Raw genomic sequence first — 23,010 nt, forward strand, 5'->3', positions numbered from 1 at the left:
GTTTCGCGTCGCCGCGACCGGGCCGCCTGCCCCGCTCCGTTGACACGCGAAGCCGGGAAGCGCTAGGATCATACATTATTCATCACGCGATGATTTATCCATGACAACCCCTACTCGCATCGTCATCGTCGGCGGCGGGATCGCCGGATTGCAGCTCGCGACCCGCCTCGGCGAACGCCTCGGCCGCGCCGGACGCGCCCGGATCACCGTCGTCGACCGCAGTCCGACCCATGTGTGGAAGCCCATGCTGCACACGATCGCGGCCGGCACGCGCGACGTGCAGCAACAGCAGGTGATCTTTCTCGCCCATGCCCGCGATCACGGCTACACGTACCAGCCCGGCGAACTGAAGGGGCTCGATCGCGCACGTCGGCGCTTGCAGCTCGGCGCAATCCGCTCGCAGGACGGCCAGCTGGTGATCGACGCGCGCGAACTCGAATACGACGTACTGATCCTCGCGCTCGGCAGCCAGGCCAACGATTTCGGCGTGCCGGGCGTGCGCGAGCACTGCTACTTCATCGACAGCCAGCAGCAGGCCGAGACCTTCAACGAAGCGCTGCGCATGCGCGTGTTCCGCAGCATCGCGCGCGACGAGCCGTTCCGCGTCGCGATCGTCGGCGCGGGCGCGACCGGCGTGGAACTGGCAGCGGAGCTGAGCCGGCTGCTGGAAGTGGCGCAGGCATATGGCGATGCGACGGTGCGCGAGCGGCTGCAGCTCACGCTGCTCGAAAGCGGCCCGCGCATCCTCGCCGCGTTTCCGCCGAAGATTTCCGCGTCGGCGCAGCGGCGGCTCGAACAGATCGGCTTTCAGGTGCTGACGTCGACGCGCGTGACGTCGGCCGATACGAACGGCTTCCACTATGGCGACGGTTCGTTCGCCGAAGCGGATCTGATGGTGTGGGCGGCCGGCGTGAAAGCACCGGATTTCATGCAGGCGCTGGGCGGGCTCGATACGAACCGCGCGAACCAGATCATGGTGGGGCCCACCCTGCAGGCCACGGCCGACGAGCACGTGTTCGCGATCGGCGATTGCGCGAGCCTGCAGCCCGACGGGCATGAACGGCCGCTGCCGCCGACCGCGCAGGTGGCGACCCAGCAGGCCGAGCATCTCGCGAAGCACCTCCCCGCGTGGCTCGACGGCAAGCCGTTGCCGCCGTTCGCGTTTCACGATTTCGGCGCGCTCGTGTCGATCAGCGACTACGACGCGTTCGGCACGCTCGGGCAGTTCGGGTTCTTCCGCGGCGGCTTCATCCAGGGGCGCTTCGCGCAATTCAGCCACCTGATGCTGTACCGGCGGCACCAGCAGGCGCTGCACGGATTCTCCAAGGCGACGCTGCTGTGGATCGCCGAACGGATCAACGGCTGCGTGCAGCCGCGCATCCGTCTGTCGTGACACCGCGCGTCGTGACATTGCGTAACGTTTCGAGGAAAGCAGACATGAACGAAAATGCAGCCCCCTGGCTCGGGACCGTCGCCGCGATCGGCAGCTTCGACATGCCGTCCGTATCATGGGGCGCGCCACGCCGGCGCACCGTCACGCGCGACCGCTTGCCGTCGTGGGACGCGACGAGCCAGCCGACGATCAGCGTGCTCGAGCGGCCCACGGCCGACACCGTGATGATTTCGTGGTGCGACGCGTGCACCGGCCACTACGGTTACCAGAAGTGGCGGCTGTTCACGACGCGCAAGCGCGGCATCTGCGCGCTGTCGGGGCGGCCGATCGCGGCCGGCGACAGCGTCTATGCACCGCAATTGCTCGGCTCGGCGCCGGGCAACGCCGCTGCGATGGTGCTGGCGGCGTGCATTGACGCGGCGTGCGTCGCTTAAGCGGACGTCGCCTGACCGGCGCCATAGGCCGGATCGTTGTTCTGCCGTTCCAGTTCGGCGTCGAGATGCGCGGCATGCGCTGCGGCCTCGGACTCCGACATCAGCTCGCCCTCCCACTTCGCGACCACCGCGCTGGCGATCGAGTTGCCCACCGCATTGGTGGCCGAGCGCCCCATGTCGAGGAACGTGTCGACGCCGAGAATCAGCAGCAACCCCGCTTCCGGGATGTCGAACTGGTGCAGCGTCGCCGCGATGACGACGAGCGATGCGCGCGGCACGCCGGCCATCCCCTTCGACGTCAGCATCAGGACCAGCAGCATCGTGATCTGCGTGCCGAGCGACAAGTGGATGTTGTACGCCTGCGCGATGAACAGCGACGCGAACGTGCAGTACATCATCGAGCCGTCGAGGTTGAACGAATAGCCCATCGGCATCACGAAGCTCGAGATCTTGCGCCGCACGCCGAACCGGTCGAGCGCGTCGAGGATCTTCGGGTACGCGGCTTCGGAGCTCGCGGTCGCGAACGACAGCATGAACGCTTCCTTGATCAGCACGAGCAGCTTGAACACGCGGCGGCCGAGGAACAGCAGGCCGGCGATCACGAGCGTGCTCCACAGCAGGAACAGGCTCACGTAGAAGTCGCCCATGAACACCGCGAACTTCAGCAGGATCGACAGCCCGTTGATCGCGACGGTCGACGCCATCGCCGCCAGCACCGCGAGCGGCGCGAGCTTCATCACGTAGCCGGTGATCTTCAGCATCACGTGCGCCAGCTGATCGATCGCGGCGACGAGGATCTTGCCGCGCTCGCCGAGCGCCGACAGCGCAACGCCGAAGAACATCGAGAACACGACGATCTGCAGGATCTCGTTGTTCGCCATCGCTTCGGCGATCGACTTCGGCACCATGTGGCTGACGAAGTCCTTCAGCGTGAACTTGGAGGTCGCGAGATGCGCGGATGCGCCGATGTCCGGCAGCGGCAGGCCGAGGTTCTCGCCGGGGCGCAGCAGGTTCGCCATCAGCAGCCCGAGCAGCAGCGAGATCAGCGACGCGGTGACGAACCAGCCGAACGCCTTCACGAACACGCGCCCGACCGACGATGCATCGCCCATGTGCGCAATGCCGACGACGAGCGTCGAGAACACCAGCGGCCCGATCACCATCTTGATCAGCCGCAGGAATACGTCGGACACGAGCGAGATGTAGCCGGCGATCTCGGTGGCCGACTGCTTGTCCGGAAACTGCGTGTAGATCAGGTAGCCGATCAGGATGCCGGCCGCCATCGCGAGCAGGATCCAGACTGCCGCAGACATTCGTTTGTTCATAACGGAACTCGACGCACGGTGCAGGAATGGAAAAAGGACATGCGCGCGCCGGTGCCGTGCCACGGTACGCGCGTCGCGTGGCGGTCGTACCCGGCATTCCGGGCACCCGCCACGCGCGATACTGCGGAAGTCGGCGAACGGACGCGCTGCTGCTGCACCGGCGCTCGCGCGATGGCGAACGCCGGTTGCAGCCGTTCAGCGTGATGCGACCGGATCAGGTCAGTACCCGATCGCCGAACCGGCCGGGCGGCGCGGATCGTTGACGCCGTAGATGTAGCCGACGCGCACGTTGCCGGACACCGACGAGTCGTTGCCGGAACTCTGGTGGCTCACCGCCTCGGTGCCGGGCAGGCCGACCATGATCAGCTCGGCGGCGCCCCACGGCGTCTGCTCGACCATCTTGTAACCCATGTTGCGCATGATCGCGAGCGTGTCGGGCGACAGGCCGCGGGTCTCGTAATAGACCTCGTCCGGCAGCCATTGATGATGGACGCGCGGCGCACCGACCGCATCCTGCGGCGTCATCCCGTAGTCGATCACGTTCAGCACGGTCTGCAGCGTGATCGTGATGATGCGCGAACCGCCCGGCGAGCCGACCACCATGAACACCTTGCCGTCCTTCTTCACGATCGTCGGTGCCATCGACGACAGCGGACGCTTGCCCGGTGCGATCGAGTTGCGCGTGCCCTGCACGAGACCGAACAGGTTCTGCGCGCCGACCTTCACGGTGAAGTCATCCATCTCGTCGTTCAGGAAGAAGCCCGTGCCCGGAGCGATCACCACGGCGCCGAAGCGGCCGTTGACGGTGTACGTGGTCGACACCGCGTTGCCGTCGCGGTCGATGATCGAGTAGTGGGTCGTCTCCGGCTTCTCGTGCACGCCGACACCCGGCTGCACGTCGACCGACGCCGTCGCCGTCTCGCCGCTGATCTGCTTGCGGATCTCGGCCGCATACTGCTTGCTCGTCAGCTTCGCGACCGGATTGTCGATGAAGTTCGGGTCGCCCAGCAGCGTGTTGCGATCCTCGTACGCGTGGCGCATCGCCTCGGTCATGTAGTGGACCACCGCAGCCGACTGGTAGCCGAACTTGCGCAGGTCATACCCTTCGAGGACGTTCAGCGTCTCGCACATCGTCACGCCGCCCGAGCTCGGCGGCGGCGCCGACACGAACTCGTAGCCGCGATACGTGCAGGTCAGCGGCGCGATGTCCTGCGCGCGATACGACGCGAAATCCGCGGCCGTGATCAGCCCGCCGCCGCGCTTCGCTGCCGCTTCGACGATCTTCGGGATTTCGCCGTGATAGAACGCGTCGGGGCCGTGCTCCGCGATACGCTCGAGCGTGCGGGCCAGGTCCTTCTGCACCAGACGATCGCCCGGCTGCAGCGGCGTACCGTCCGGGCGCAGGAAGATGCGCGCCGCGTCCGGATCCTTCTTGAAGCGGTCGATCGTCGTATCGAGGATGTCGGTATCGCCGCGTGTCAGCACGAAGCCGTCGCGCGCGAGGCGGATCGCCGGCTCCATCACCTGCCTGCGCGTCAGCTTGCCGTACTTGCGCTGCGCGAGGTCGAGCCCCGCGACCGTGCCCGGCACGCCGACCGCGCGATAGCCGTACAGGCTGTCGTCCGGAATGACGTTGCCCTTCGCATCGAGATACATGTTCGCGGAGGCCGCGGCCGGCGCGGTCTCGCGGAAGTTGATGAAGCGATCGCGGCCGTCGGCCATGTGCAGGGTCATGAAGCCGCCACCGCCGATGTTGCCGCAGCACGGATTGGTCACGGCCTGCGCGTAGCCGACCGCCACGGCGGCGTCCACGGCGTTGCCGCCTTCCTTCAGGATGTCGACGCCGATCTGCGACGCGAAGTGCTGCGACGACACGACCATGCCGTTCTTCGCTTCCACCGCGGGTTCCGAAGCGGCGAGCGCGCCCGCGCTCATGGCCGACAACAGGGTGAGTACGACGAGCCGCCTCATGACGGAATCCTCCAGATGAATGACCGGACCATGCCGGGATACGTGACCGGCCCCGAGGGTCGGCCGACGCTGTTGATCCGGAATGTAATGAACAATACATTCCGGCAAGGCCGCGATCATAGCATCGGCATTTTCATCTCAAAACCTAGGGTTATCACTGAATTTATGCGCGAAATCTGGCACTGGTCGGTCGCACTGAATGTTTGTTTTATTACAAATATGAATGATCGAGGACCGGTGCGATGCGTCCCTCTAATCTGCAATCGCACACGGCCCGCGGCCCGTCGATGGGCTAACATGCATGGAGTCGCCGGCAGACGCATGTCTGCCGTTTGTCATTCAGATACGAGCAAGCCGGAGTGCCCGATGGGGACAAGCATCAGGGCGTTGCTGCTATCCCAGATGGATAGCTTCACGCCGTCGGAACAGAAGGTCGCGCACGCGCTGCTGGATCGCTATCCCAGTCTCGGGCTGGGGCCGATCGCGAGCTTCGCGAAGCAAGCGGAAGTCAGCGACCCGACCGTGTTTCGCTTCGTCGTGCGGATCGGCTTTCCGAACTACTCGTCGTTCCAGCAGGCGCTGCACGACGAGATCGATACCGCGATGAATTCGCCGCTCGCGCGGATGGATGCGTTCCACTCGGAATCCGGGATGCGCGACAGCCATGCGGCGATCTTCCAGCGGCTGTCGCAATCGCTCGCCACCACGATCGAGGGACTCGATGCGGCGGCGTTCGACGAAGCGGTGACGCTGCTGGCCGATCCGGATCTCCGCGTGTTCTGCGGCGGCGGGCGCTATACCGCGCCGCTCGCGTCGCTGTTTTCGTTCACGCTCGCGTATGCTCGCCCGCATGTGCAGTACGTCGAGCCGAACGTGAATCTCGCGTCGGTCACGCTGACGGACATGGGGTCCAACGACGTGCTCGTCATTTTCGACTTTCGCCGCTATCAGAAGGACAGTGTGCGGTTCGCGCAGGCCGCGCATCGGCTCGGCGTGCGCGTGCTGCTGATCACCGACGAATGGCGCTCGCCGATCAGCGCATTCGCCGAGATCGTGCTGCGGATCCAGGGGCGTCCGTTCGCGATGCTGCAGACCAACGTGCCGGCGCTCGCGCTTGCCGAAGCGCTGGTGATCGGCGTGACTAACCGGTTGCCCGAACTGGCGCGGCAGCGGATGGAGAAGATCGAGCGGCTGAGTACGGGCGGGATCGAGCAGGATGCGAATCAGTGGGATTTGCCCGAATGACGGTCGATCGTCATTCGGGCGCGGGCATCAACTCTCGACATCCTCGAGACTGAACACTTCCGTCTTGTCGTTGTACGAGAACACTTCGCCGTAACGCCCCCAGTCGATCACCGCATCGAGCGTTTCCTCGGCCGCTTCGTCCGACAGGAAATCTTCCAGCTCCTGCTCGAAGCGCACGCGCGGCGCGCGATGGCCCGGACGCTCGTTCAGCACCTTCCGGATCCGCGCGGCGAGCGGCACATGCTTCAGCAGATGATCGGCAAACATCAGCTTGCGCTCCTGCGTGCCGAACTCCGCGAACACGCGCGCGGGCGGCGTCAGGAACACGTCCCCTTCGCGCACGTCCGCGAAGCCGAGGTACTGCAGCACTTCGGCGATCGGGAACAGTTCGTCCACTTCCAGATGCAGCGTACGCGCGATTTCCGGCATGTCCGCGCGGCCGTGATACGGCGCCATCGCAAGCGTCTCGATCAGGCCGGCCATCAGGTTGGTCGACACGCGCGGCATCCAGCTGCCGAGCTCCAACCCCTTCTTCGTCGCCTCGTTGGTCTGGCGCGCGGTCATCTTCGCGTAGATGTCGTCGACGAGCTTGCGAAAATCGGTGTCGAGCCGGTTGCGCGGATGCTTGAACGGCACCTTGATCTCGGCGATCACGCGGCCCGGGTTCGACGACAGCACGAGGATCCGGTCGCACATGAACACGGCTTCCTCGATGTTGTGCGTGACGATCAGCACCGACTTGATCGGCATGCGGCCCTGCGTCCACAGATCGAGCAGGTCGGTACGCAGCGTTTCGGCCGTCAGCACGTCGAGCGCCGAGAACGGCTCGTCCATCAGCAGGATCGTCGGGTCGACGACGAGCGCGCGCGCGAAGCCCACGCGCTGCCGCATCCCGCCCGACAGTTCGCGCGGGTAAGCATTCTCGAAGCCGTCGAGACCGATCAGGTCGATCGCGGCGAGCGCGCGTTCGCGCCGCTCGCGCGCACCGACGCCGAGCGCCTCGAGGCCGGCTTCCACGTTCTGCAGCACGCTCAGCCACGGGAACAGCGCGAAGGTCTGGAACACCATCGCGACGCCTTCGGCCGGGCCGCGCAACGGCTTGCCGAGATAGGTCACTTCACCGCCGGTCGGCTCGATCAGGCCGGCAATGATGCGCAGCAGCGTCGACTTGCCCGAGCCGGAACGGCCGAGCAGGCCGACGATCTCGCCTTCGCGCAGCGACAGGTTCGCATCGTCGAGCACGAGCAGTTCGCCCTGCGACTTGTTGAAGCCGCGGTTCACGTGCTCGACGCGCAGGATTTCTTCGCCGAGCCGCGGCGGCTGCAGCGGCTGGGACGTCTTGACGGGGGCGTTGATAACGGTCGAATTTTGTTGCATCGCGCTTACTCTCAATCGAGACGGAGCCGGGATTCCGCATAGGCGTACATCGGACGCCACAGCAGACGGTTGAACAGGGTGACGAACAGGGACATCACGGCGATGCCGAGGATGATCTTCGGGAAATCGCCGGCGGCGGTGGTCTGCGCGATGTACGAGCCGAGGCCGTGCGCGACGACCTTGGTGTCGCCCCACTGCACGAACTCGGACACGATGCTCGCGTTCCACGCGCCGCCCGATGCGGTAATCGCACCCGTCACGTAGTACGGGAAGATGCCGGGCAGGATCGCCTGGCGCCACCACTGCCAGCCGCGGATGCGGAAATTCTTCGTCGCTTCCTTGTAGTCGTTCGGATAGGACATCGCGCCGGCGATCACGTTGAACAGGATGTACCACTGCGTGCCGAGCACGATCAGCGGCGACAGCCAGATGTCCGCGTTCAGATGGAAGTGGACGATCACGATCACGAACACCGGGAACAGCAAGTTGGCCGGGAACGCGGCGAGGAACTGCGCGAGCGGCTGGATCTTCTCGGCCAGCTTCGGGCGCAGCCCGATCAGCACGCCGAGCGGCACCCAGACCACCGACGCGATCGCGATCAGCACCAGCACGCGCAGCAGCGTGATCAGCCCGAGCACGAGCACGTGACCGACCTCGCCCATCGTCACGCCGGTCGCGACGAAGCTGACGACGCGCCACACGACGTACGCGGTCAGCAGGATCACGAACGCGCCCCACACGATGTCGCCGATGCGCGACGAACGGCGCGCCGCCGTGCCGCGCGAGCGCTTGCCCGTCAGCAACGGCACGCGCAGCGGAATCCGCGCGGCCTGCGACAGCAGCCAGCCGGCCGGCACGAGCAGCTGATGGATCAGGTGCGTGCGGCGCAGCATGTCGAGCAGCCAGGACTGCGGCGCATCGCCCGACGCGGTGTTTTCCATCCGGAACTTGTCGGCCCATGCGACCAGCGGGCGGAACAGGAACTGGTCGTACGCGAGGATCACGACCGACATCGCGACGATCACCCAGCCCACCGCGCCGAGGTTCTTGTCGGAGATCGCCTGCGCGAGATACGCACCGATGCCCGGCAGCGTGATGGTCTGGTTGCCGACGGTGATGGCTTCCGACGCGACGACGAAGAACCAGCCGCCCGACATCGACATCATCATGTTCCAGATCAGCCCCGGCATCGAGAACGGCACCTCGAGCTTCCAGAAGCGCTGCCACGACGTCAGGTGGAAGCCGCGCGATACTTCGCTCAGGTCGCGCGGCACCGTGCGCAGCGACTGGTAGAAGCTGAACGTCATGTTCCACGCCTGGCTCGTGAAGATCGCGAAGATCGCGGCCAGTTCGGCGCCGAGCACGCGGCCCGGGAACAGCGCGAGGAAGAACGTGACCGTAAACGAGATATAGCCGAGCACCGGCACCGACTGCAGGATGTCGAGGATCGGAATCAGCACCATGCCCGCACGGCGGCTTTTCGCGGCAAGCGTGCCGTACACCAGCGTGAACACGAGCGACGCGACCATCGCGGCGAGCATCCGCAGCGTGGTGCGCAACGCATATTCGGGCAGGTTCGACGGATCGAGCGAGATCTTCTGCGTCTGCAACACGCCGATCGGCGCCATCGTCTGATGGAAGCCGACGATCGCCATCGCGAGTATGCCGATGATCAGCGGAAACGCGACCGCGTCCCAGCGGTTGGGGAGCACACGCCACGCGGACGCGTTGGCGGTGCGATTCGGATCGAAGAAACTGATATCCATCGGTAGCGTCGTGGTCGAATTGAAAATCGATGGGGCCGGCCGCGTGCGGCGCGGCCGGGTATGGCGTCAGCCGGCGCGGCTCAGAACAGCTTGTGCAGCGCCCAGTACAGGGCCGCCGACAGCGCGATCGACGCGGGCAGCGTCAGCACCCACGCGAGCACGAGGTTGCGCACCGTGTCCCAGCGCAGCCCCGCGCCGCTCGCAGTCATCGTGCCGGCCACCCCGGACGCGAGCACGTGCGTCGTCGACACCGGCAATCCGTATGCGTCGGCCATCCCGATCGTCAGCATCGCGACGGCCTCGGCCGACGCGCCCTGCCCGTAGGTCAGGTGCGACTTGCCGATCTTCTCGCCGACCGTCACGACGATCCGCTTCCAGCCGACCATCGTGCCGAGCCCGAGCGCGATCGCGACCGCGACCTTCACCCAGGTCGGGATGAACTTCGTCGCGCGGTCCATCTGTTTCTTGAATGCCTCGAGCGCGCTCGCGTCCTCGATGGAGAACGCCGGCACCTTCGCCTTCTGCATCAGGCGGATCGCCTCGGACGCGACGTACATGTTGTTGCGCACGTTGTCGACGAGGTTCTGCGGCACGCTCGAGATACCGCCGGCCTGCGCGACCTGGTCGGCGATCGTGTCGGTGAGCTTGCGCAGCGCGGGGATCGTCGCGGGTGTCAGCGTGTGCGTGCGCACGTAGGTCTCGACATCGGCGCGCGCGTCGGCCGGCTGCGCGGCGGGGTCCCCGTACTTGACGAGCGTCGTCCACGCGTGGCGCGCGACCGCGACGAACGTGCTCGTCTGGTCGGGCGTCACAGCCTTGTTCAGCGCATAGGCGGTCGGCATCACGCCGATCAGGATCAGCATGATCAGGCCCATGCCCTTCTGCCCGTCGTTCGAGCCGTGCGCGAACGACACGCCCGTGCAGGTGAGGATCAGCAGCAGGCGGATCCAGAACGGTGGCGGCTTGCTGCCCTGCGGCTCTTGATACAGCGCCGGCACGCGCACGAGCGCCTTCAGCAGCAGCAGCACGAGTGCGGACAGCACGAAGCCGACCAGCGGCGAGAACAGCAGCGCCTTGCCGACGCCGAGCGCCTGGTTCCAGTCGACCCCGCTCGTGCCCGACGGGCCGCTGACGAACTGGTTCATCAGGCCGACGCCGATGATCGAGCCGACGAGCGTATGCGAGCTCGACGACGGCAGGCCGAAATACCAGGTTGCGAGGTTCCACGTGACGGCCGCGATCAGCAGCGCGAACACCATCGCGAAGCCCGAGCCGCTGCCGACCTGCAGGATCAGCTCGACCGGCAGCAACTGCAGGATGCCGAACGCGACGGCACCGCTCGACACGAGCACGCCGCACAGGTTCCACAGGCCCGACCACACGACCGCCAGATGCGGGTCGAGCGAATGCGTATAGATGACAGTCGCGACCGCGTTCGCGGTATCGTGAAAGCCGTTCACGAATTCGAAGCCGAGCGCGATCAGCAGCGCGACGACGAGCAGCACGAACGGCAGGGCCGAACTCTCCTTGACCGAACCGAGATCCGCACTCAGGTGAATGCCGATGTAGACGACGCCGCACGCAATGATCAGAAAAAACAGCGCGAGGCTGATGGTGCGCGTGCGATTGCTGGCCGCACCGCTGGTTTCCGTTGCCGCGAGGTTCGGCATGAGTGGCTCCGGAGAGGTGATTCGGTGTCGCAGGCTATCGGGCGGGCGTGACGCAAATGTGACATGTCACTTACAGGACATTGACAGTCCCCCGTCAGCGATCCTGTTTCCCCCCGCAAGCCGCCAGCATCGGTGTGCGGCGTCGTAACAAGCGGGAATAAATCCGCCGCCGCGTCGGTATGGCATGCGAAAGCGCCGGTTTATTCCCGGACGACCCGGCCGTCCGGTTCCGTCATACGATTGCGAGGCTCACATGTCTTCATCGCCCCCCACCCGCCCGTCGCGCCGCAAGGCCCTGCAATGCATGGCGTTCGGCGGCCTCGGCACGCTGTTTACGCTGTCGGGCGGCATCCTGACGCCGTTCGACCTGGCGCTCGCGCAAAGCGGCGCCGCCCTCCCCGCCGATGCGGGCCGGCCGCTGTTCGTGCAGATCAGCGACACGCACATCGGCTTCAACAAGGACGCGAATCCCGACGTCGCGGCCACGCTGCGGCAGACCATCGATCTCGTCAACGGGATGCCGGCGATGCCCGCGCTCGCCATCCATACCGGCGACATCACGCACCTGTCCAAAGCGGCGGAGTTCGACCAGGCGTCGCAGTTGCTGTCCGCGTTGCGCGTGCCGGAGCTGCATACGGTGCCCGGCGAACACGACGTCACCGACGGTTCGGGCGCCGAGTATTTCAGCCGGTTCGGCAAGGCGTCGAACAACCGCGGCTACTACAGCTTCGATCACGCCGGCGTGCACTTCGTCGCGCTCGTCAACGTGATGCATTTCAAGCCGAACGGGCTCGGCAGCTTCGGCGACGAGCAGCTCGCGTGGCTTGCGCAGGATCTCAAGGGGCAATCGTCGAGCACGCCGATCGTCGTGTTCTCGCACATGCCGATGTGGACCATTTACGAACCGTGGGGCTGGGGAACCGGTGACGCGCCGCAGACGATGGCGCTGCTGCGCCGCTTCGGCTCGGTCACCGTGCTGAACGGGCACATCCACCAGATCGTGTCGAAGGTCGAGGGCAACGTGACGTTCCACACCGCACGCTCCACCGCGTTCCCGCAACCGACGGCCGGCAACGGCCCGGGCCCGGTGCCGCTCACGGTACCGCGCGACCGGCTGCCCACGATGCTTGGCGTGACGACCGTCGAGTTCGCCGGCCATCCCGCTGCTGCGTCGCTGCACGACGCGACGCTCGCCTGATCCCGATACGCAAGGAGACCGACATGCCCCTCTTCAAGCCCTCGACGCTGCTGGCGACGCTGACCCTGTGCGCGGCCGCCGCCGGCACGCCGCTCGCTGCGTTCGCGCAAACCCCGGCCGGCCCGCTCGTGACGATCCACAACTTCATGTTTTCGCCGATGTCGACCACGATCAAGGCCGGCACGACGATCACGTGGAAGAACCTCGATGCGGAGCCGCATACCGTCGTCAACGATGCGGGCATCTTCCACTCGAATGCACTCGACCAGGACGAAACCTACTCGTTCCGCTTCGACAAGCCGGGCGTGTACAAGGTGTTCTGCGGGATTCATCCGTACATGAAGGAGACCATTACCGTCGAATGACGCGGCGCGCCATGAAACGTGCAAAGCGCCGCCACCGCTGACGCCGCCCGCCGATCGCCTACACTGGTTCAATGACGGCCGGCGCCCGCCGGCCGTCATTGACCGCGAGGCAAGCGATGACGGCAAGTCAACCCGCACATCCGAAACTGCCGGGCCAGGTCGTGCTCGTGCTCCAGGGCGGCGGCGCACTGGGCGCATACCAGCTCGGCGTCTACGAGGCGATGGCCGCGTCGGGAATCCAGCCCGACTGGGTCATCGGCACGTCGATCGGTGCGATCAACGCGGCGCTGATCGCCGGCAACGCGCCCGGACAGCGCGCGCAGCGGATGGCCGAGTTCTGGCGCCACGTCACCGAACGGCCCGCCGTCAACGTGCCGGGCTTCCCGACCAGCTGGGACAAGATCGGCTCCGAGCTCTCGATCATCGGCGCGGGCATCCCCGGGTTCTTCCGGCCGAATCCCGCCGCGTGGCTCGGGCCGCTCGCGCGCGTCGGCGTCGAGCACGCGTCGTACTACGTGGTCGAGCCGCTGCGCGACACCCTCGCGTCGCTCGTCGACCTCGACCAGCTGAACGCCGGCCGGCCGCGACTGACCGTCGGCGCGGTCAATGCATGCACGGGCGCGATGCACTATTTCGATTCGCGCGACCGGCCGCTCGGCATCGAGCACGTGATGAGCTCGGGCGCGCTGCCACCCGCGTTCCCGGCCGTGCGGATCGACGGCGCACCGTACTGGGACGGCGGCGTCTATTCGAATACGCCGGTCGAAGTCGTGCTCGACGATGCGCCGCGCCGCAGCTCGATCATCTTCTCGGTGCAGATGTGGAATCCGGTCGGGCCCGAACCGCAGAGCATCTGGCAGGTGTCGGAGCGGCAGAAAGACATCCAGTACGCGAGCCGCACGGACAGCCACATCGCGCGCCAACAGCAGATTCACGGGCTGCGCCACGTGATCCGGGAACTGGTCATGCGGCTACCGGAAGCGGAGCGCACGTCGGCCGACGTGCAGGCGCTCGCCGCGTGGGGCTGCCAGACCACGATGCGCGTGATCAAGCTCGCGGCGCCGCGGCTCGACGGCGACGATCAATGGAAGGATATCGATTTCACGCCGGCCGGGATTGCCGCGCGCCGGGAGGCCGGGTTCGAGGCGACGATGCAGGCGATCGCCGCGCGGCCGTGGGAGATCCCGATGGATCCGACGGAGGGGTTGAGCGTGTGGAGTCCGGAGGAGAACCGTATCGGGGAGCGGCATGGTTGATGCCGATGCGGCGCACAGCGTCGCCGCGCGGATCGCCTATCCCCTGACATCGAGGTGCGCACTCGCACTCGCGCCGCCATCGCGTGGCGGCGCTCGACCGACCGAGCCAATCGGCACCGGCATCGACCCACGCGCCGAAGGCCGGATCGCGCTAATGCAACGGCCGCTCGAGCTTGATGTTGTATCGCTTCACCTTTGCGTACAACGCCGGCTTCGAGATTTCGAGCAGGGCCGCGCAACGCGTGACGTTGAACCGGCACGCGGCCAGCGCGTGATGGATTGCGTCGCGCTCGACGTCCCTCAGCGATTGAATCGCACGATCGCCCCGCGTGTCGCGCTTTGCGTGCATGTCAGGTGCCGGTATCGGATCGGACATCCCGCCTGCGCCTCGCGGCGGCCGCAACAAAGCCGACACGTCGTCGATGATGCCTTCGTCGCTCAGGTTCACGATGCGCTCGACGAGATTCTCCAGCTCCCGGACATTGCCGGGCCATGCGTATGCATGCATCTGATCGAGCGCCCGTTTGCTGAACCCGAATATCTTCTTGTTCAGCAGCGTCGCGTACTTGCTCAGGAAAAAGTTCGCGGTCGCCGTGACGTCGGCCTTGCGCGATCGCAATGGCGGAATCGAGATCTCGATGACGTTGCAGCGATAGTACAGATCCTCCCGGAACTCCTTCGCCGCCACCATCGCTTCCAGATCGCGGTTGCTCGCACAGATGATGCGTACGTCGATCGGGATGCCCTTGGTATCCCCGAGCCGGGTCACTTCGCGTTCCTGGAGCACGCGCAGAAGCTTCGCCTGCACGTCGATCGGAAGCTCCGAAATTTCATCGAGAAACACGGTACCCCCGTCGGCGGACTCGAATTTCCCTGGCCGCCCTTCCTTGGTCGCCCCGGTAAAACTGCCCGGCGCGTGCCCGAACAGCTCGCTTTCGATCAGATCGTGCGGCAGCGCGGCGCAGTTGATCGCAATGAACGGCTGGGCCTGGCGCGCGCTTGCGTTGTGGATCGACTGCGCGAAAACCTCCTTGCCGACGCCGCTTTCGCCGCTGAGCAGCAGATTCGCCGAACCGTGTGCCGCCTTGCGGGCGGCGCCGATCGCGTCGAGCAGACTGTCGCTCTGCCCGACGATGTTCTCGAACGTATAGCGCGCATAGTTGCCCGCATACTTGCCGGCGATGCTGCGTACGCGCTTGATCTCGCGGAACGTGTTGACGACGGAAACCACCTGCCCGCAGCTGTTCTTCACGGGAATCGCCGTGTCGATCAGGTGCAGGTGACGGGCGGGCGAGTCGATGATGAGCTCACGATCGACGTAACCCACGCCCGTCGTGAAGATCGGCGCAATGATCGGCTCGAAGTCGATCAGCGCCTCGAGCGGCCGCCCGATGCTGGTCACCGGATCGATCCCAAGAATCCGTCCCGCGACGGTACTCGCATGACGCACGATGCCGCCTCGACCGAGCACCATCAGCCCGTCGCCGATGTGGTCGATGATCGCCTTCTGTTCCTCCACCAGCGTCTGGTGCGCGACGAGATCGAAATGACTTTTCAGCGAGACGCCCAGCGTGAGGTCGAGCAGCGCGAGCATGTCGTGCAGCGATCGTGCGTCGCGCTCCGCTCGCCGCAACGCGAGCAGGTAGACCCTGGCGGATCCGGCCGACACGCAGGTAGCGGCGCAGTGCAGGCCGTCCGCGGCGGCGAGCGGCACATCGACCGTTGCGTTGTCGCTTTCCCGCAGCGAATCGCGGACATCGTGCAGCAGCCGCTCGAACGCCAGCGCGTCGACGTCGATGTCGCACTGCGCTGCCAGCGCGCGCGCATCGTCGTCCACCGCTTCGAGCGGAACCGCGTCGTCGCTCAGCGTCAACACATACGCGCCGAACCGGTGCGCCGCAACACGTCTTGCATCGCGCCAACAAGCCGTATCGATCGCGGACCGGAGATCGCCGGATCGATCAGCAGCGCTCAGACTTCGCTCGTCCATTATCGTTCGCAGCACGGTGGCAGATCCGCCCAGCTTACCAGCGCAAAAACCGTTCATGTTGAACCCCGTTTGCCGCCCGTGCGACTAGCGCTCGCGCCACTGCCGGCCAGTGCCGCGATCAACGGCGCGACGCAGCCTTTTTCTCGATGGCGGCGCGATCGACGATCGCGCGTGCATGCGTTCCGCTGCCGACCTGCCCTTTGGGATCGTGCACGACGACATCGAATACGAACAGGCTGCCTTCCCGTCCGCGGAAGCTGGCCGTGGCGCTCACTTGCGCATCAACCGGCGTGGGCGCCGAGTGCGTCAGCTGTGTCGTGACGCCGACCGACAACTGCCCGTCCTCCAGTTCGCCGCGCATGATTTCCGCACATGCCCGCTCCATGAGACCGAGCATCGCGGGCGTCGACATCACGTCCGGATACGTTTCATCCGAATCGTTGCCGAAGGCGGAAGCCAGGTCCTGCACGGCGACCCGACGCTTCAGGGTCGCCGTCGCTCCGGAATTGATCATGAAATCTCCTTGTCGGTAAAACCATTGCCGCACTGCCGATGCAGCGCGGCTGAATCGGAACGACGTCGGGCCGTTCATCCCTGTATCGATGCACGGCCCGGCGCGACCACGGTGCTGCCCCGAACCAGGCTTCGACGCCGCGTTCGCTACTTCGCGCCGACCGGCGTCAGGGTGCCGCCCGACAGCTTGTAGACGGTCACCGGCGCATCGACCCAGTCGCCCTGCCCGTCGAACTTCACCGGGCCGAGCATGCTGCTGAACGATTGCTCGCGCATCACCTTCGAATACACCTCGGGCGACGTCGAATTGGCCTTTTGCATTGCATCCGCCACGACCAGCGTCGCCGCATAGAAACTCGGCGCATAGGTATCCACGTCGGCGCCGAACGTGCTCTTGAACCGGCTCCTGAAACGCTTGCCGTCGGGCAGGCTGTCGAGCGGCGCGCCGCCCTGCGCGCAGAACATCTTGTTGTCGAGCACGTTGTTCGACAGCTTGCTGAATTCCGGCGAGCAGATGCCGTCGCCGCCGACCAGCACCGCGTTGATGCCGAGATCGACCATCTGGCGTGCAAGCAGCGCCGCCTGCGCGTAATAGCCACCGTAGAACACGACCTGCGGATTGGTCGCCTTGATGTGCGTCAGGATGCCCTTGAAGTCCGTCGTCTTGTCCGTACTGTATTCACGCGCGACGACGCTCATGCCGTTCTTTTCCGCGGTCTTCACGAACACGTCCGCCACGCCGGTGCCGTACGCGGTCCGGTCGTCGACCACGGCCGCGCGCTTGAGCTTCAGCACGTTGACCGAATAGTCGGCCATGCGCCGGCCCATTACGTTGTCGTTCGTCGCGAGACGATAAACGTACGGAAACCCGAGCCGGGTCAGCTCCGGGTTCGACGATGCGCCGGTGATCATCACGACATGCGCATCGTTGTATATCCGCGCGGCCGGAATGCTCACGCCGGAGTTGTAGTGTCCGATCACGGCCGCCACGCCGCCGTCGACCAGCTTCTGCGCGACGTTCACGCCCACCTTCGGGTCGCCCTGATCGTCGACCGACACCAGTTGAAACTTGACCGGCTGTCCGCCGATCACCAGCTTGCGGGCGTTCAGCTCGTTGATGGCCAGCTGCACGCCGCGTTCGTCGTCCTTGCCGCTCTGGGCCGAGCTGCCCGTCAGCGGGCCGGCCGCGCCGATCTTGACGACGGTATCGGCACGCGCACCGGACGAAAATCCGGGAACGCCGGCACCGACGACGGTGAAGGCAAACATCAGGATCGTGCGTTTCATTTCAATTCCCCCGAAGTGGCGGACTGCGACTGGGTCAGGACATCGCGAACGGGCGACAGCGTCTTGAACTTGAAATCGGGACGCGGCTGCCACGGGCCGAGCTTGTCCGCGGAGCGGTTGATCCACGCCACGTGCATGCCGAGCGGCTTCGCGCCATCGATATCAGCCCAGCTGGCGAGCGAACAGTGCAACACGTTGTGCGCGTCCAGCCCGAGGCGATCCAGCGCGAGGCTGAATATCAGATGCGAAGGCTTGTACGCCTTGGCCATCTCGGCCGTCGTGACGTGCTCGAAGTAGCGCGTGAGCTGGCTTCTGCGCCAGAGATCGCTGTCCATGTTCGTGATCGGCATCAGCGGATAGCGCGACCCTGCCCAGTCGAGAAACTCGAGCGCATCCGCGTGCGGCGGCGACGACTCGACGAGGTGCGTGAGCAGCACGTCGGTGAGCGCCTCGACGTCGTGGCCGGCGAGCGCGTTCGGGAACAGCGCGTCGATGCAGCCGGTCAGCGCGTCCTGTGCGACCGCGCGATAGCTGCGGTACGCGCCGCCGCGATAGGTTTGCACGTTGCGCATGTCCCAGTCGAGGTACACGTCGAATACCGGGCGCGAAGATTCGACGCCGAGGATGCGCATGACTTCGGCGATCCCCGCCATGCCGCCCTTGTCGACATCCACCAGCGTGCCGAAATAGTCGAACGTCAGTGCTTTGATATTCATGGTCAATTCCTCGCGGCAAAGGCCTGGACACGGCGGGCGGCGTCGGGTGTCGCAAACGCCGCCACGGTTGCGGACTGCTCGAGCTCGAGACTGCGGGTCAAATCGGCCGACAGCTCCATCGTCAGCAGACGCTTCAGCCTCGATACGGAAAAGACGGAACGTTCGGCGACACGCGTGGCAAGTTCCAGCGCGGTTTCCACGACCTCCCCCGCCTCGACGACCCGATTGACGAGGCCCAGCGCATGCAGTTGCCGGGCCGACTGGCGCTCGCCCAGCAGCCACAGCTCCATGGCGCGCTGATGGCCGACGCTCTGCGGCAGGAGTTGCGTCACGCCTCCGGTGACGAACTGCCCCCACTCCATTTCGGGGAAAAAGCACACCAGATCGTCCGACGCCACGACCAGGTCGCAGTTGAGCAGCCACTCGAATCCGCCGCCGACGGCAAACCCGTGCACGGCGCCGATGACCGGTTTGCCGTTGAACATCAGGTCGCGCGTGATCTGCTGGATGCGTTCGACGTGACTGCGGATGCTTGCATCGCTCTCGGTCTGCTTGTCGAACTCCTTCAGATCGTCGCCTGCGCAGAAGGCCCGGCCGGCCCCTGTGAGTACGATCGCGTTGCAGCCTTCATCGACGTTGACCTCCACCAGCGCCCGATGAAGATCGTCCAGCAGGTCGCCGCTGATCGCGTTCAGCCGCTCCGGACGATTGAGGATCACCGTCGACACGGCCCCGGATTTCTCGATTCTTGCGTAGCTCATCACGCCTCCTTTTCGACCCAGCGGGTTTTTCCTTCGGTGCGCGGGAAATGCTCGAACGGCACCATCGTCACGTCTGCCGTCGAGCCGACCCTCGTGCGGATCGCCGCCTCGACCTGCTCCCTGGCCTTCGGCCAGTCGGCGGCCGGCAACCCCTGCGCGGCTTCGACCGTCATCGTGATCCGGTCGTACGGACCGTCCCCCTTCAGCACGATTCGGAAGATTCCCGACGCCCATTGCGGCAGCGATTCGACGGCCACGCGAACGGCGCTCGGGAACACGTTGATGCCGCGCACGTTGAACATGTCGTCGGTCCGGCCAGTGACGCGGAATCGCCACGCCGTGCGGCCGTCCGGCCCGCGATCGACGCCGGTCACGGTGACGACGTCTCGCGTGCGGTAGCGAACGAGCGGCTGGCACTCCTTCTGCAAGTGCGTACAGACGAGTTCGCCGACGGTCCCCGCTTCGATCGGCAGGCGTTGCAACGTGGCGGGATCGACGATTTCGGCAAAGACGACGTCGCTCGCGTGATACAGCAAATCGTTGGTCCAGTCGGTTTGTCCGCCGAGAATGCTCAGCACTTCCGACAGACCGAAGTTGGCGTTGCGGATCTTGAAGCCCCACTTCTCTTCCATCGCGTTGCGCAGATCCAGGTTGTCGAGCCCCGCCTCGCCGCCGAACAGACCCAACGTGAGCTTCAGGTCGCGGGGGCGAAGATCGGTCGATTCACGCAGGATCTGTTCGATGAGCCCCGGATACGAGGGTGTGCACGAAATCGCGTTGATGCCGAGATTGACGATCGAATCGATCAGCAGACGCGTATTGCCCACGCCGAACGGCACGACCGTCGCGCCGGTCGCCTCGAGAATCGTGTGATCGGTGAAGCCGCCGGTCCACATGCAGTAGTTCAGGCAGTGGACCACGCGGTCCGTCGGTCGCAGCCCGGCGGCCCACATCGACCGCGCACCGACCCGCGCGATCCGGTACGCATCCGCCGCGCTGTTCGCAAGAATCAGCGGGCGTCCGGTGGTCCCGGACGTGCGATGAAGCCGGGACACGCCCGCCTCGCCGCAAGCCACGTAGTCACCGAATGGAGAGGCCGCCTCCTGGCTGATCCGGAGTTCGTCCTTCTCGGTGAAAGGCAATTCCTGCAGCGAATCCAGCGTCACCTCCCGGTCGATCCAGCGCGACAGCTTCCCGCGATAGAAAGTCGACATCGAACGGATGTAGTCCCACTGGGGCGACCATAGCCCGTCTTGATGCCGGCGCACCTGCCCGGGCGGCAGGGTTTCGAATTCCTCGTCGAAAAGCGCGGTGTTTGCGTTGATTGACGACTCCACTTTCATGTTCTCGTTTCCTTTAGCATGACGAATCTATCTTGCCGACACAGCTGCGACGGCTTGCAGACTGGAACTCAAGTGCGGCACGCTCCACGATCGAGCGCGCATGACTCACGCTCGCCACCGGACCGGCCGCATCGGCCGCAACGACATCGAACCAGTACCGTTCGCCGTCGAACGTCCGGAACGTCGCGGTGACGAAAACCGGGACATCCGATGGCGTCGGCGCCAGATGCGTGAAATGCGTCATGCGGCCGATCGAACACTCATCGCCCCGAATTCGGCCGCTCATCGCGTCGACGCAAGCTGCTTCCACGAGGCCCATCAATGCGGACATGGACAGCACGTCGGGATCGCATGCCTCTGCGTCGAGACGATACTCACCCGGCTTCGGTATCCCCATCGCTTTCGAGACCGTCGTACGTTTCGCTGGCATCGGGCGGGCTCCCCCGGTTCATTTGCGCTCTACTATCGCAAAGCCCGTGCCAAGCCGAAACCAAACCGCAAACCCTTGCCCGACGGGCGTGTGCAGTCAACACGGCAGAACACCGTATTCGATTTGAACGGAAAAAATCTTTACGATCGGAAGGGAAATTGACTGTGACAGGCGAGCAGGCTGAAAGCGTTCCGGGAAGCATCCGGCCACGACAATGCGGCCGTCATGAGGCAACACCTGTCAACCCCATAGACGGCAGTGCCTTCCGTGCATATCGTCACTTTCCGATAACGATTCGGCCATCGACGATACCCGTCGGCACCGGCTCACCTGACCGAACGCGCCGACTACCCACCCTTCCGTGCCGACCGAACTCGACAGCGACGCGATCCTCCCGGAGGAGAACAGGGTCGGCGAGCGGCATAGCTGATGCCGCTGGCGGAACGTCTGTCGGTTGCCATGCGGTTCGAGTGCCGGTCCGATCGCTCGCTACCGTGTCCGCACGGGTTCAATTCCGCTGACACGCGTTCGCACGCGCAAGACCGAGCGCCGACTGGATGCCGCTCCCGAATTGCGTGACGCCTACGCCGGCGAGAATCAGCACGACCGCCAGGTACTCGGCCGACGTCGTGGGTTCGCCGACCAGCGCCGCGCCGATGAACAGCGCCACCACCGGCGGGATGTACGTCACGCTCGACGCCGCGAGCGCCCCGAGATGATCGACGATGTGATAGTACGCAAGGTACGCGACCCCGGTGCCCAGCATGCCGAGACCGACCACCAGGCCGATCGCCGCCCGCGGATGCTGCAGCAGGACGGCGGTGCCGTCGAGTGGCGTGAATGCCGGCAGATACAGTGCGGCGAGGCCGACCTGATACGTCGTCAACGCGACGCCCGATATCTTCAGCGGCGTAATGAACTTTCTGGCGTAGATGAACGACAGGCCCATCGCGAACGACCCGCCGAGCATCCAGCCCACGCCGGCCATGTCGATCCCGCTCACGCCCGCGGACCACGGGCGCGCGATCAGCGTCACGCCGACGAAACCGAGCGCCACGCCGAGCGACTTCCACACGTCCATGCCGCTGCGCCCGTGCAGCATCGCCGAGCACACCACGGCAAAGATCGGGATCGTGCCGCTGAGCATGCCCGCGACGCCGGACGGCAGCCGTGCGGCGCCCTGCGCATAGGTGAAGTAGTCGAGAAACGTCGCGAGGAACGACATCACGAAAAAGTGGTGGACGTAGCGCAGATGCGCCCATTCGAGCGCCCGCGTCGCCAGCGCGTAGACCAGGATCGGCGCGAAGCCGCACAGCACGCGCAGCAGCGTCGTCTGCGCCGGCGTCACCACGTCGGCCGCCCATTTCATGAAGATGAAATTGGTGCCCCAGATGCCGCCCAGCAGGCAGAAAGCCAGTACCGCTGATTTTCTCATCATCGTTCCATCGACCTGATCGTCGCACCTTCGACACCGCGCCTGCGACCGGCGCTCAATCGTCCTTCAGCTCGAAGACGGCCTCGATCTCCAGCGGCGCGTTGAGCGGAAGCACCGATACGCCGATCGCGGAACGCGCATGACGTCCGCTTTCGCCGAGCACGTCCACGAGAAAATCCGACGCGCCGTTGACCACCGCCGGCTGCTCCACGAATCCGGGCACGCACGCGACAAAGGCCGACAGCCTGACGACGCGGGACAGGCGTTCGAGATCGCCGGTCGCCGCCTTCACCTGCGCGAGCATGTTGATCGCGCAGATCCTGGCCAGCGCCTGCCCTTGCGCGACATCGAGATCCCGGCCGAGCAGGCCTGTCGTTTCGAGCCGGTTGTCCACGAACGGCAACGCGCCCGCGAGAAACAGCAGGTTCCCCGTCCTCACGAACGGCACATAGTTGGCTGCCGGTTTCGGCGCGACAGGCAGCACGACGCCGAGCGCCTGCAGGCGCCCTTCGATATCTTTTTGCATATTCACCTC

20 protein-coding genes are annotated in these 23,010 nt (G+C 65.5%); 6 read left to right on the forward strand and 14 right to left on the reverse strand.

Annotated features, from left to right (window positions below; translation table 11 throughout):
• The first annotated feature begins 100 nt into the window (after positions 1–100).
• Together PI86_RS09000 and PI86_RS09005 are read left to right on the forward strand one after the other, a co-directional pair.
• Positions 101–1,393, forward strand: a complete 1,293-nt coding sequence (locus PI86_RS09000; protein WP_039321117.1) for an NAD(P)/FAD-dependent oxidoreductase — start codon at positions 101–103, stop codon at positions 1,391–1,393.
• Between the two features lie 44 nt (positions 1,394–1,437).
• Positions 1,438–1,827: a DUF3331 domain-containing protein gene (locus PI86_RS09005; RefSeq protein WP_039321119.1), complete on the forward strand. Its 390-nt coding sequence runs from the start codon at positions 1,438–1,440 to the stop codon at positions 1,825–1,827.
• On the opposite strand, the gene PI86_RS09010 is transcribed toward PI86_RS09005, so the two are convergent.
• On the reverse strand, positions 1,824–3,152 hold the full coding sequence (locus PI86_RS09010) for a dicarboxylate/amino acid:cation symporter (RefSeq protein WP_014898881.1): 1,329 nt from the start codon (positions 3,150–3,152) through the stop codon (positions 1,824–1,826). The genes PI86_RS09005 and PI86_RS09010 overlap by 4 nt on opposite strands.
• A 219-nt stretch (positions 3,153–3,371) precedes the next feature.
• On the reverse strand, positions 3,372–5,123 hold the full coding sequence (ggt, locus tag PI86_RS09015; protein ID WP_039321121.1) for a gamma-glutamyltransferase: 1,752 nt from the start codon (positions 5,121–5,123) through the stop codon (positions 3,372–3,374).
• A 366-nt stretch (positions 5,124–5,489) separates the two neighbouring features.
• On the opposite strand from ggt, the gene PI86_RS09020 reads away from it, so the two are divergent.
• Positions 5,490–6,368, forward strand: a complete 879-nt coding sequence (locus PI86_RS09020) for a MurR/RpiR family transcriptional regulator (protein WP_039321123.1) — start codon at positions 5,490–5,492, stop codon at positions 6,366–6,368.
• Between the two features lie 27 nt (positions 6,369–6,395).
• On the opposite strand, the gene PI86_RS09025 is transcribed toward PI86_RS09020, so the two are convergent.
• The 3 genes from PI86_RS09025 to PI86_RS09035 form a co-directional block, all read right to left on the reverse strand.
• On the reverse strand, positions 6,396–7,745 hold the full coding sequence (locus PI86_RS09025) for an ABC transporter ATP-binding protein (protein WP_039321125.1): 1,350 nt from the start codon (positions 7,743–7,745) through the stop codon (positions 6,396–6,398).
• A gap of 11 nt (positions 7,746–7,756) precedes the next feature.
• The gene (locus PI86_RS09030; protein ID WP_039321127.1) at positions 7,757–9,511 is read right to left on the reverse strand and encodes an ABC transporter permease; all 1,755 of its coding nucleotides are present in this window, start codon (positions 9,509–9,511) and stop codon (positions 7,757–7,759) included.
• 80 nt (positions 9,512–9,591) lie between these two features.
• On the reverse strand, positions 9,592–11,181 hold the full coding sequence (locus PI86_RS09035; protein ID WP_039321129.1) for an inorganic phosphate transporter: 1,590 nt from the start codon (positions 11,179–11,181) through the stop codon (positions 9,592–9,594).
• A 253-nt stretch (positions 11,182–11,434) separates the two neighbouring features.
• Here PI86_RS09035 and PI86_RS09040 point away from each other — a divergent pair, with 253 nt between their 5' ends.
• The 3 genes from PI86_RS09040 (at position 11,435) to PI86_RS09050 (ending at position 14,000) form a co-directional block, all read left to right on the forward strand.
• Positions 11,435–12,379, forward strand: coding sequence for a metallophosphoesterase family protein (locus tag PI86_RS09040; protein WP_039321131.1), 945 nt, complete (start codon positions 11,435–11,437; stop codon positions 12,377–12,379).
• Positions 12,380–12,402: 23 nt separating this feature from the next.
• Positions 12,403–12,744, forward strand: a complete 342-nt coding sequence (locus tag PI86_RS09045) for a cupredoxin domain-containing protein (protein ID WP_014898874.1) — start codon at positions 12,403–12,405, stop codon at positions 12,742–12,744.
• Positions 12,745–12,860: 116 nt separating this feature from the next.
• Entirely contained in the window at positions 12,861–14,000 is a 1,140-nt protein-coding gene (locus PI86_RS09050) for a patatin-like phospholipase family protein (RefSeq protein WP_039321133.1), read from the forward strand.
• Between the two features lie 151 nt (positions 14,001–14,151).
• On the opposite strand, the gene PI86_RS09055 is transcribed toward PI86_RS09050, so the two are convergent.
• From PI86_RS09055 to PI86_RS09095, 9 genes are all read right to left on the reverse strand, one after another.
• Positions 14,152–15,876, reverse strand: coding sequence for a sigma-54 interaction domain-containing protein (locus PI86_RS09055; RefSeq protein WP_326929226.1), 1,725 nt, complete (start codon positions 15,874–15,876; stop codon positions 14,152–14,154).
• Between the two features lie 232 nt (positions 15,877–16,108).
• Entirely contained in the window at positions 16,109–16,504 is a 396-nt protein-coding gene (locus PI86_RS09060) for a thioesterase family protein (RefSeq protein WP_014898871.1), read from the reverse strand.
• Positions 16,505–16,650: 146 nt separating this feature from the next.
• Positions 16,651–17,790: a branched-chain amino acid ABC transporter substrate-binding protein gene (locus PI86_RS09065; RefSeq protein WP_039321135.1), complete on the reverse strand. Its 1,140-nt coding sequence runs from the start codon at positions 17,788–17,790 to the stop codon at positions 16,651–16,653.
• Complete coding sequence (locus PI86_RS09070; RefSeq protein ID WP_039321137.1) at positions 17,787–18,506, reverse strand: HAD family hydrolase; 720 nt, start codon at positions 18,504–18,506, stop codon at positions 17,787–17,789. Before PI86_RS09070 ends, PI86_RS09065 begins: the two co-directional genes overlap by 4 nt.
• Before the next feature lie 2 nt (positions 18,507–18,508).
• On the reverse strand, positions 18,509–19,267 hold the full coding sequence (locus PI86_RS09075) for an enoyl-CoA hydratase/isomerase family protein (protein WP_039321139.1): 759 nt from the start codon (positions 19,265–19,267) through the stop codon (positions 18,509–18,511).
• Positions 19,267–20,610 carry a phenylacetate--CoA ligase family protein gene (locus PI86_RS09080; RefSeq protein WP_052319402.1) on the reverse strand — a complete coding sequence of 448 codons (1,344 nt, stop codon included), beginning with the start codon at positions 20,608–20,610 and terminating at the stop codon, positions 19,267–19,269. Before PI86_RS09080 ends, PI86_RS09075 begins: the two co-directional genes overlap by 1 nt.
• 13 nt (positions 20,611–20,623) lie before the next feature.
• On the reverse strand, positions 20,624–21,007 hold the full coding sequence (locus tag PI86_RS09085; protein ID WP_235362717.1) for a thioesterase family protein: 384 nt from the start codon (positions 21,005–21,007) through the stop codon (positions 20,624–20,626).
• A gap of 541 nt (positions 21,008–21,548) precedes the next feature.
• Positions 21,549–22,478: a DMT family transporter gene (locus PI86_RS09090; RefSeq protein WP_235362718.1), complete on the reverse strand. Its 930-nt coding sequence runs from the start codon at positions 22,476–22,478 to the stop codon at positions 21,549–21,551.
• 52 nt (positions 22,479–22,530) lie between these two features.
• On the reverse strand, positions 22,531–23,001 hold the full coding sequence (locus PI86_RS09095; RefSeq protein WP_039321145.1) for a RidA family protein: 471 nt from the start codon (positions 22,999–23,001) through the stop codon (positions 22,531–22,533).
• Positions 23,002–23,010 lie beyond the last annotated feature (9 nt).

Source organism: Burkholderia sp. A9, assembly GCF_000801975.1.

Coding starts and splice junctions, on each gene's coding strand:
- PI86_RS09000 (WP_039321117.1), top strand. CDS start 101: ATGACAACCCCTACTCGCATCGTCATCGTCGGCGGCGGGATCGCCGGA.
- PI86_RS09005 (WP_039321119.1), top strand. CDS start 1,438: ATGAACGAAAATGCAGCCCCCTGGCTCGGGACCGTCGCCGCGATCGGC.
- PI86_RS09010 (WP_014898881.1), bottom strand. CDS start 3,152: ATGAACAAACGAATGTCTGCGGCAGTCTGGATCCTGCTCGCGATGGCG.
- ggt (WP_039321121.1), bottom strand. CDS start 5,123: ATGAGGCGGCTCGTCGTACTCACCCTGTTGTCGGCCATGAGCGCGGGC.
- PI86_RS09020 (WP_039321123.1), top strand. CDS start 5,490: ATGGGGACAAGCATCAGGGCGTTGCTGCTATCCCAGATGGATAGCTTC.
- PI86_RS09025 (WP_039321125.1), bottom strand. CDS start 7,745: ATGCAACAAAATTCGACCGTTATCAACGCCCCCGTCAAGACGTCCCAG.
- PI86_RS09030 (WP_039321127.1), bottom strand. CDS start 9,511: ATGGATATCAGTTTCTTCGATCCGAATCGCACCGCCAACGCGTCCGCG.
- PI86_RS09035 (WP_039321129.1), bottom strand. CDS start 11,181: ATGCCGAACCTCGCGGCAACGGAAACCAGCGGTGCGGCCAGCAATCGC.
- PI86_RS09040 (WP_039321131.1), top strand. CDS start 11,435: ATGTCTTCATCGCCCCCCACCCGCCCGTCGCGCCGCAAGGCCCTGCAA.
- PI86_RS09045 (WP_014898874.1), top strand. CDS start 12,403: ATGCCCCTCTTCAAGCCCTCGACGCTGCTGGCGACGCTGACCCTGTGC.
- PI86_RS09050 (WP_039321133.1), top strand. CDS start 12,861: ATGACGGCAAGTCAACCCGCACATCCGAAACTGCCGGGCCAGGTCGTG.
- PI86_RS09060 (WP_014898871.1), bottom strand. CDS start 16,504: ATGATCAATTCCGGAGCGACGGCGACCCTGAAGCGTCGGGTCGCCGTG.
- PI86_RS09065 (WP_039321135.1), bottom strand. CDS start 17,790: ATGAAACGCACGATCCTGATGTTTGCCTTCACCGTCGTCGGTGCCGGC.
- PI86_RS09070 (WP_039321137.1), bottom strand. CDS start 18,506: ATGAATATCAAAGCACTGACGTTCGACTATTTCGGCACGCTGGTGGAT.
- PI86_RS09075 (WP_039321139.1), bottom strand. CDS start 19,267: ATGAGCTACGCAAGAATCGAGAAATCCGGGGCCGTGTCGACGGTGATC.
- PI86_RS09080 (WP_052319402.1), bottom strand. CDS start 20,610: ATGAAAGTGGAGTCGTCAATCAACGCAAACACCGCGCTTTTCGACGAG.
- PI86_RS09085 (WP_235362717.1), bottom strand. CDS start 21,007: ATGGGGATACCGAAGCCGGGTGAGTATCGTCTCGACGCAGAGGCATGC.
- PI86_RS09090 (WP_235362718.1), bottom strand. CDS start 22,478: ATGATGAGAAAATCAGCGGTACTGGCTTTCTGCCTGCTGGGCGGCATC.
- PI86_RS09095 (WP_039321145.1), bottom strand. CDS start 23,001: ATGCAAAAAGATATCGAAGGGCGCCTGCAGGCGCTCGGCGTCGTGCTG.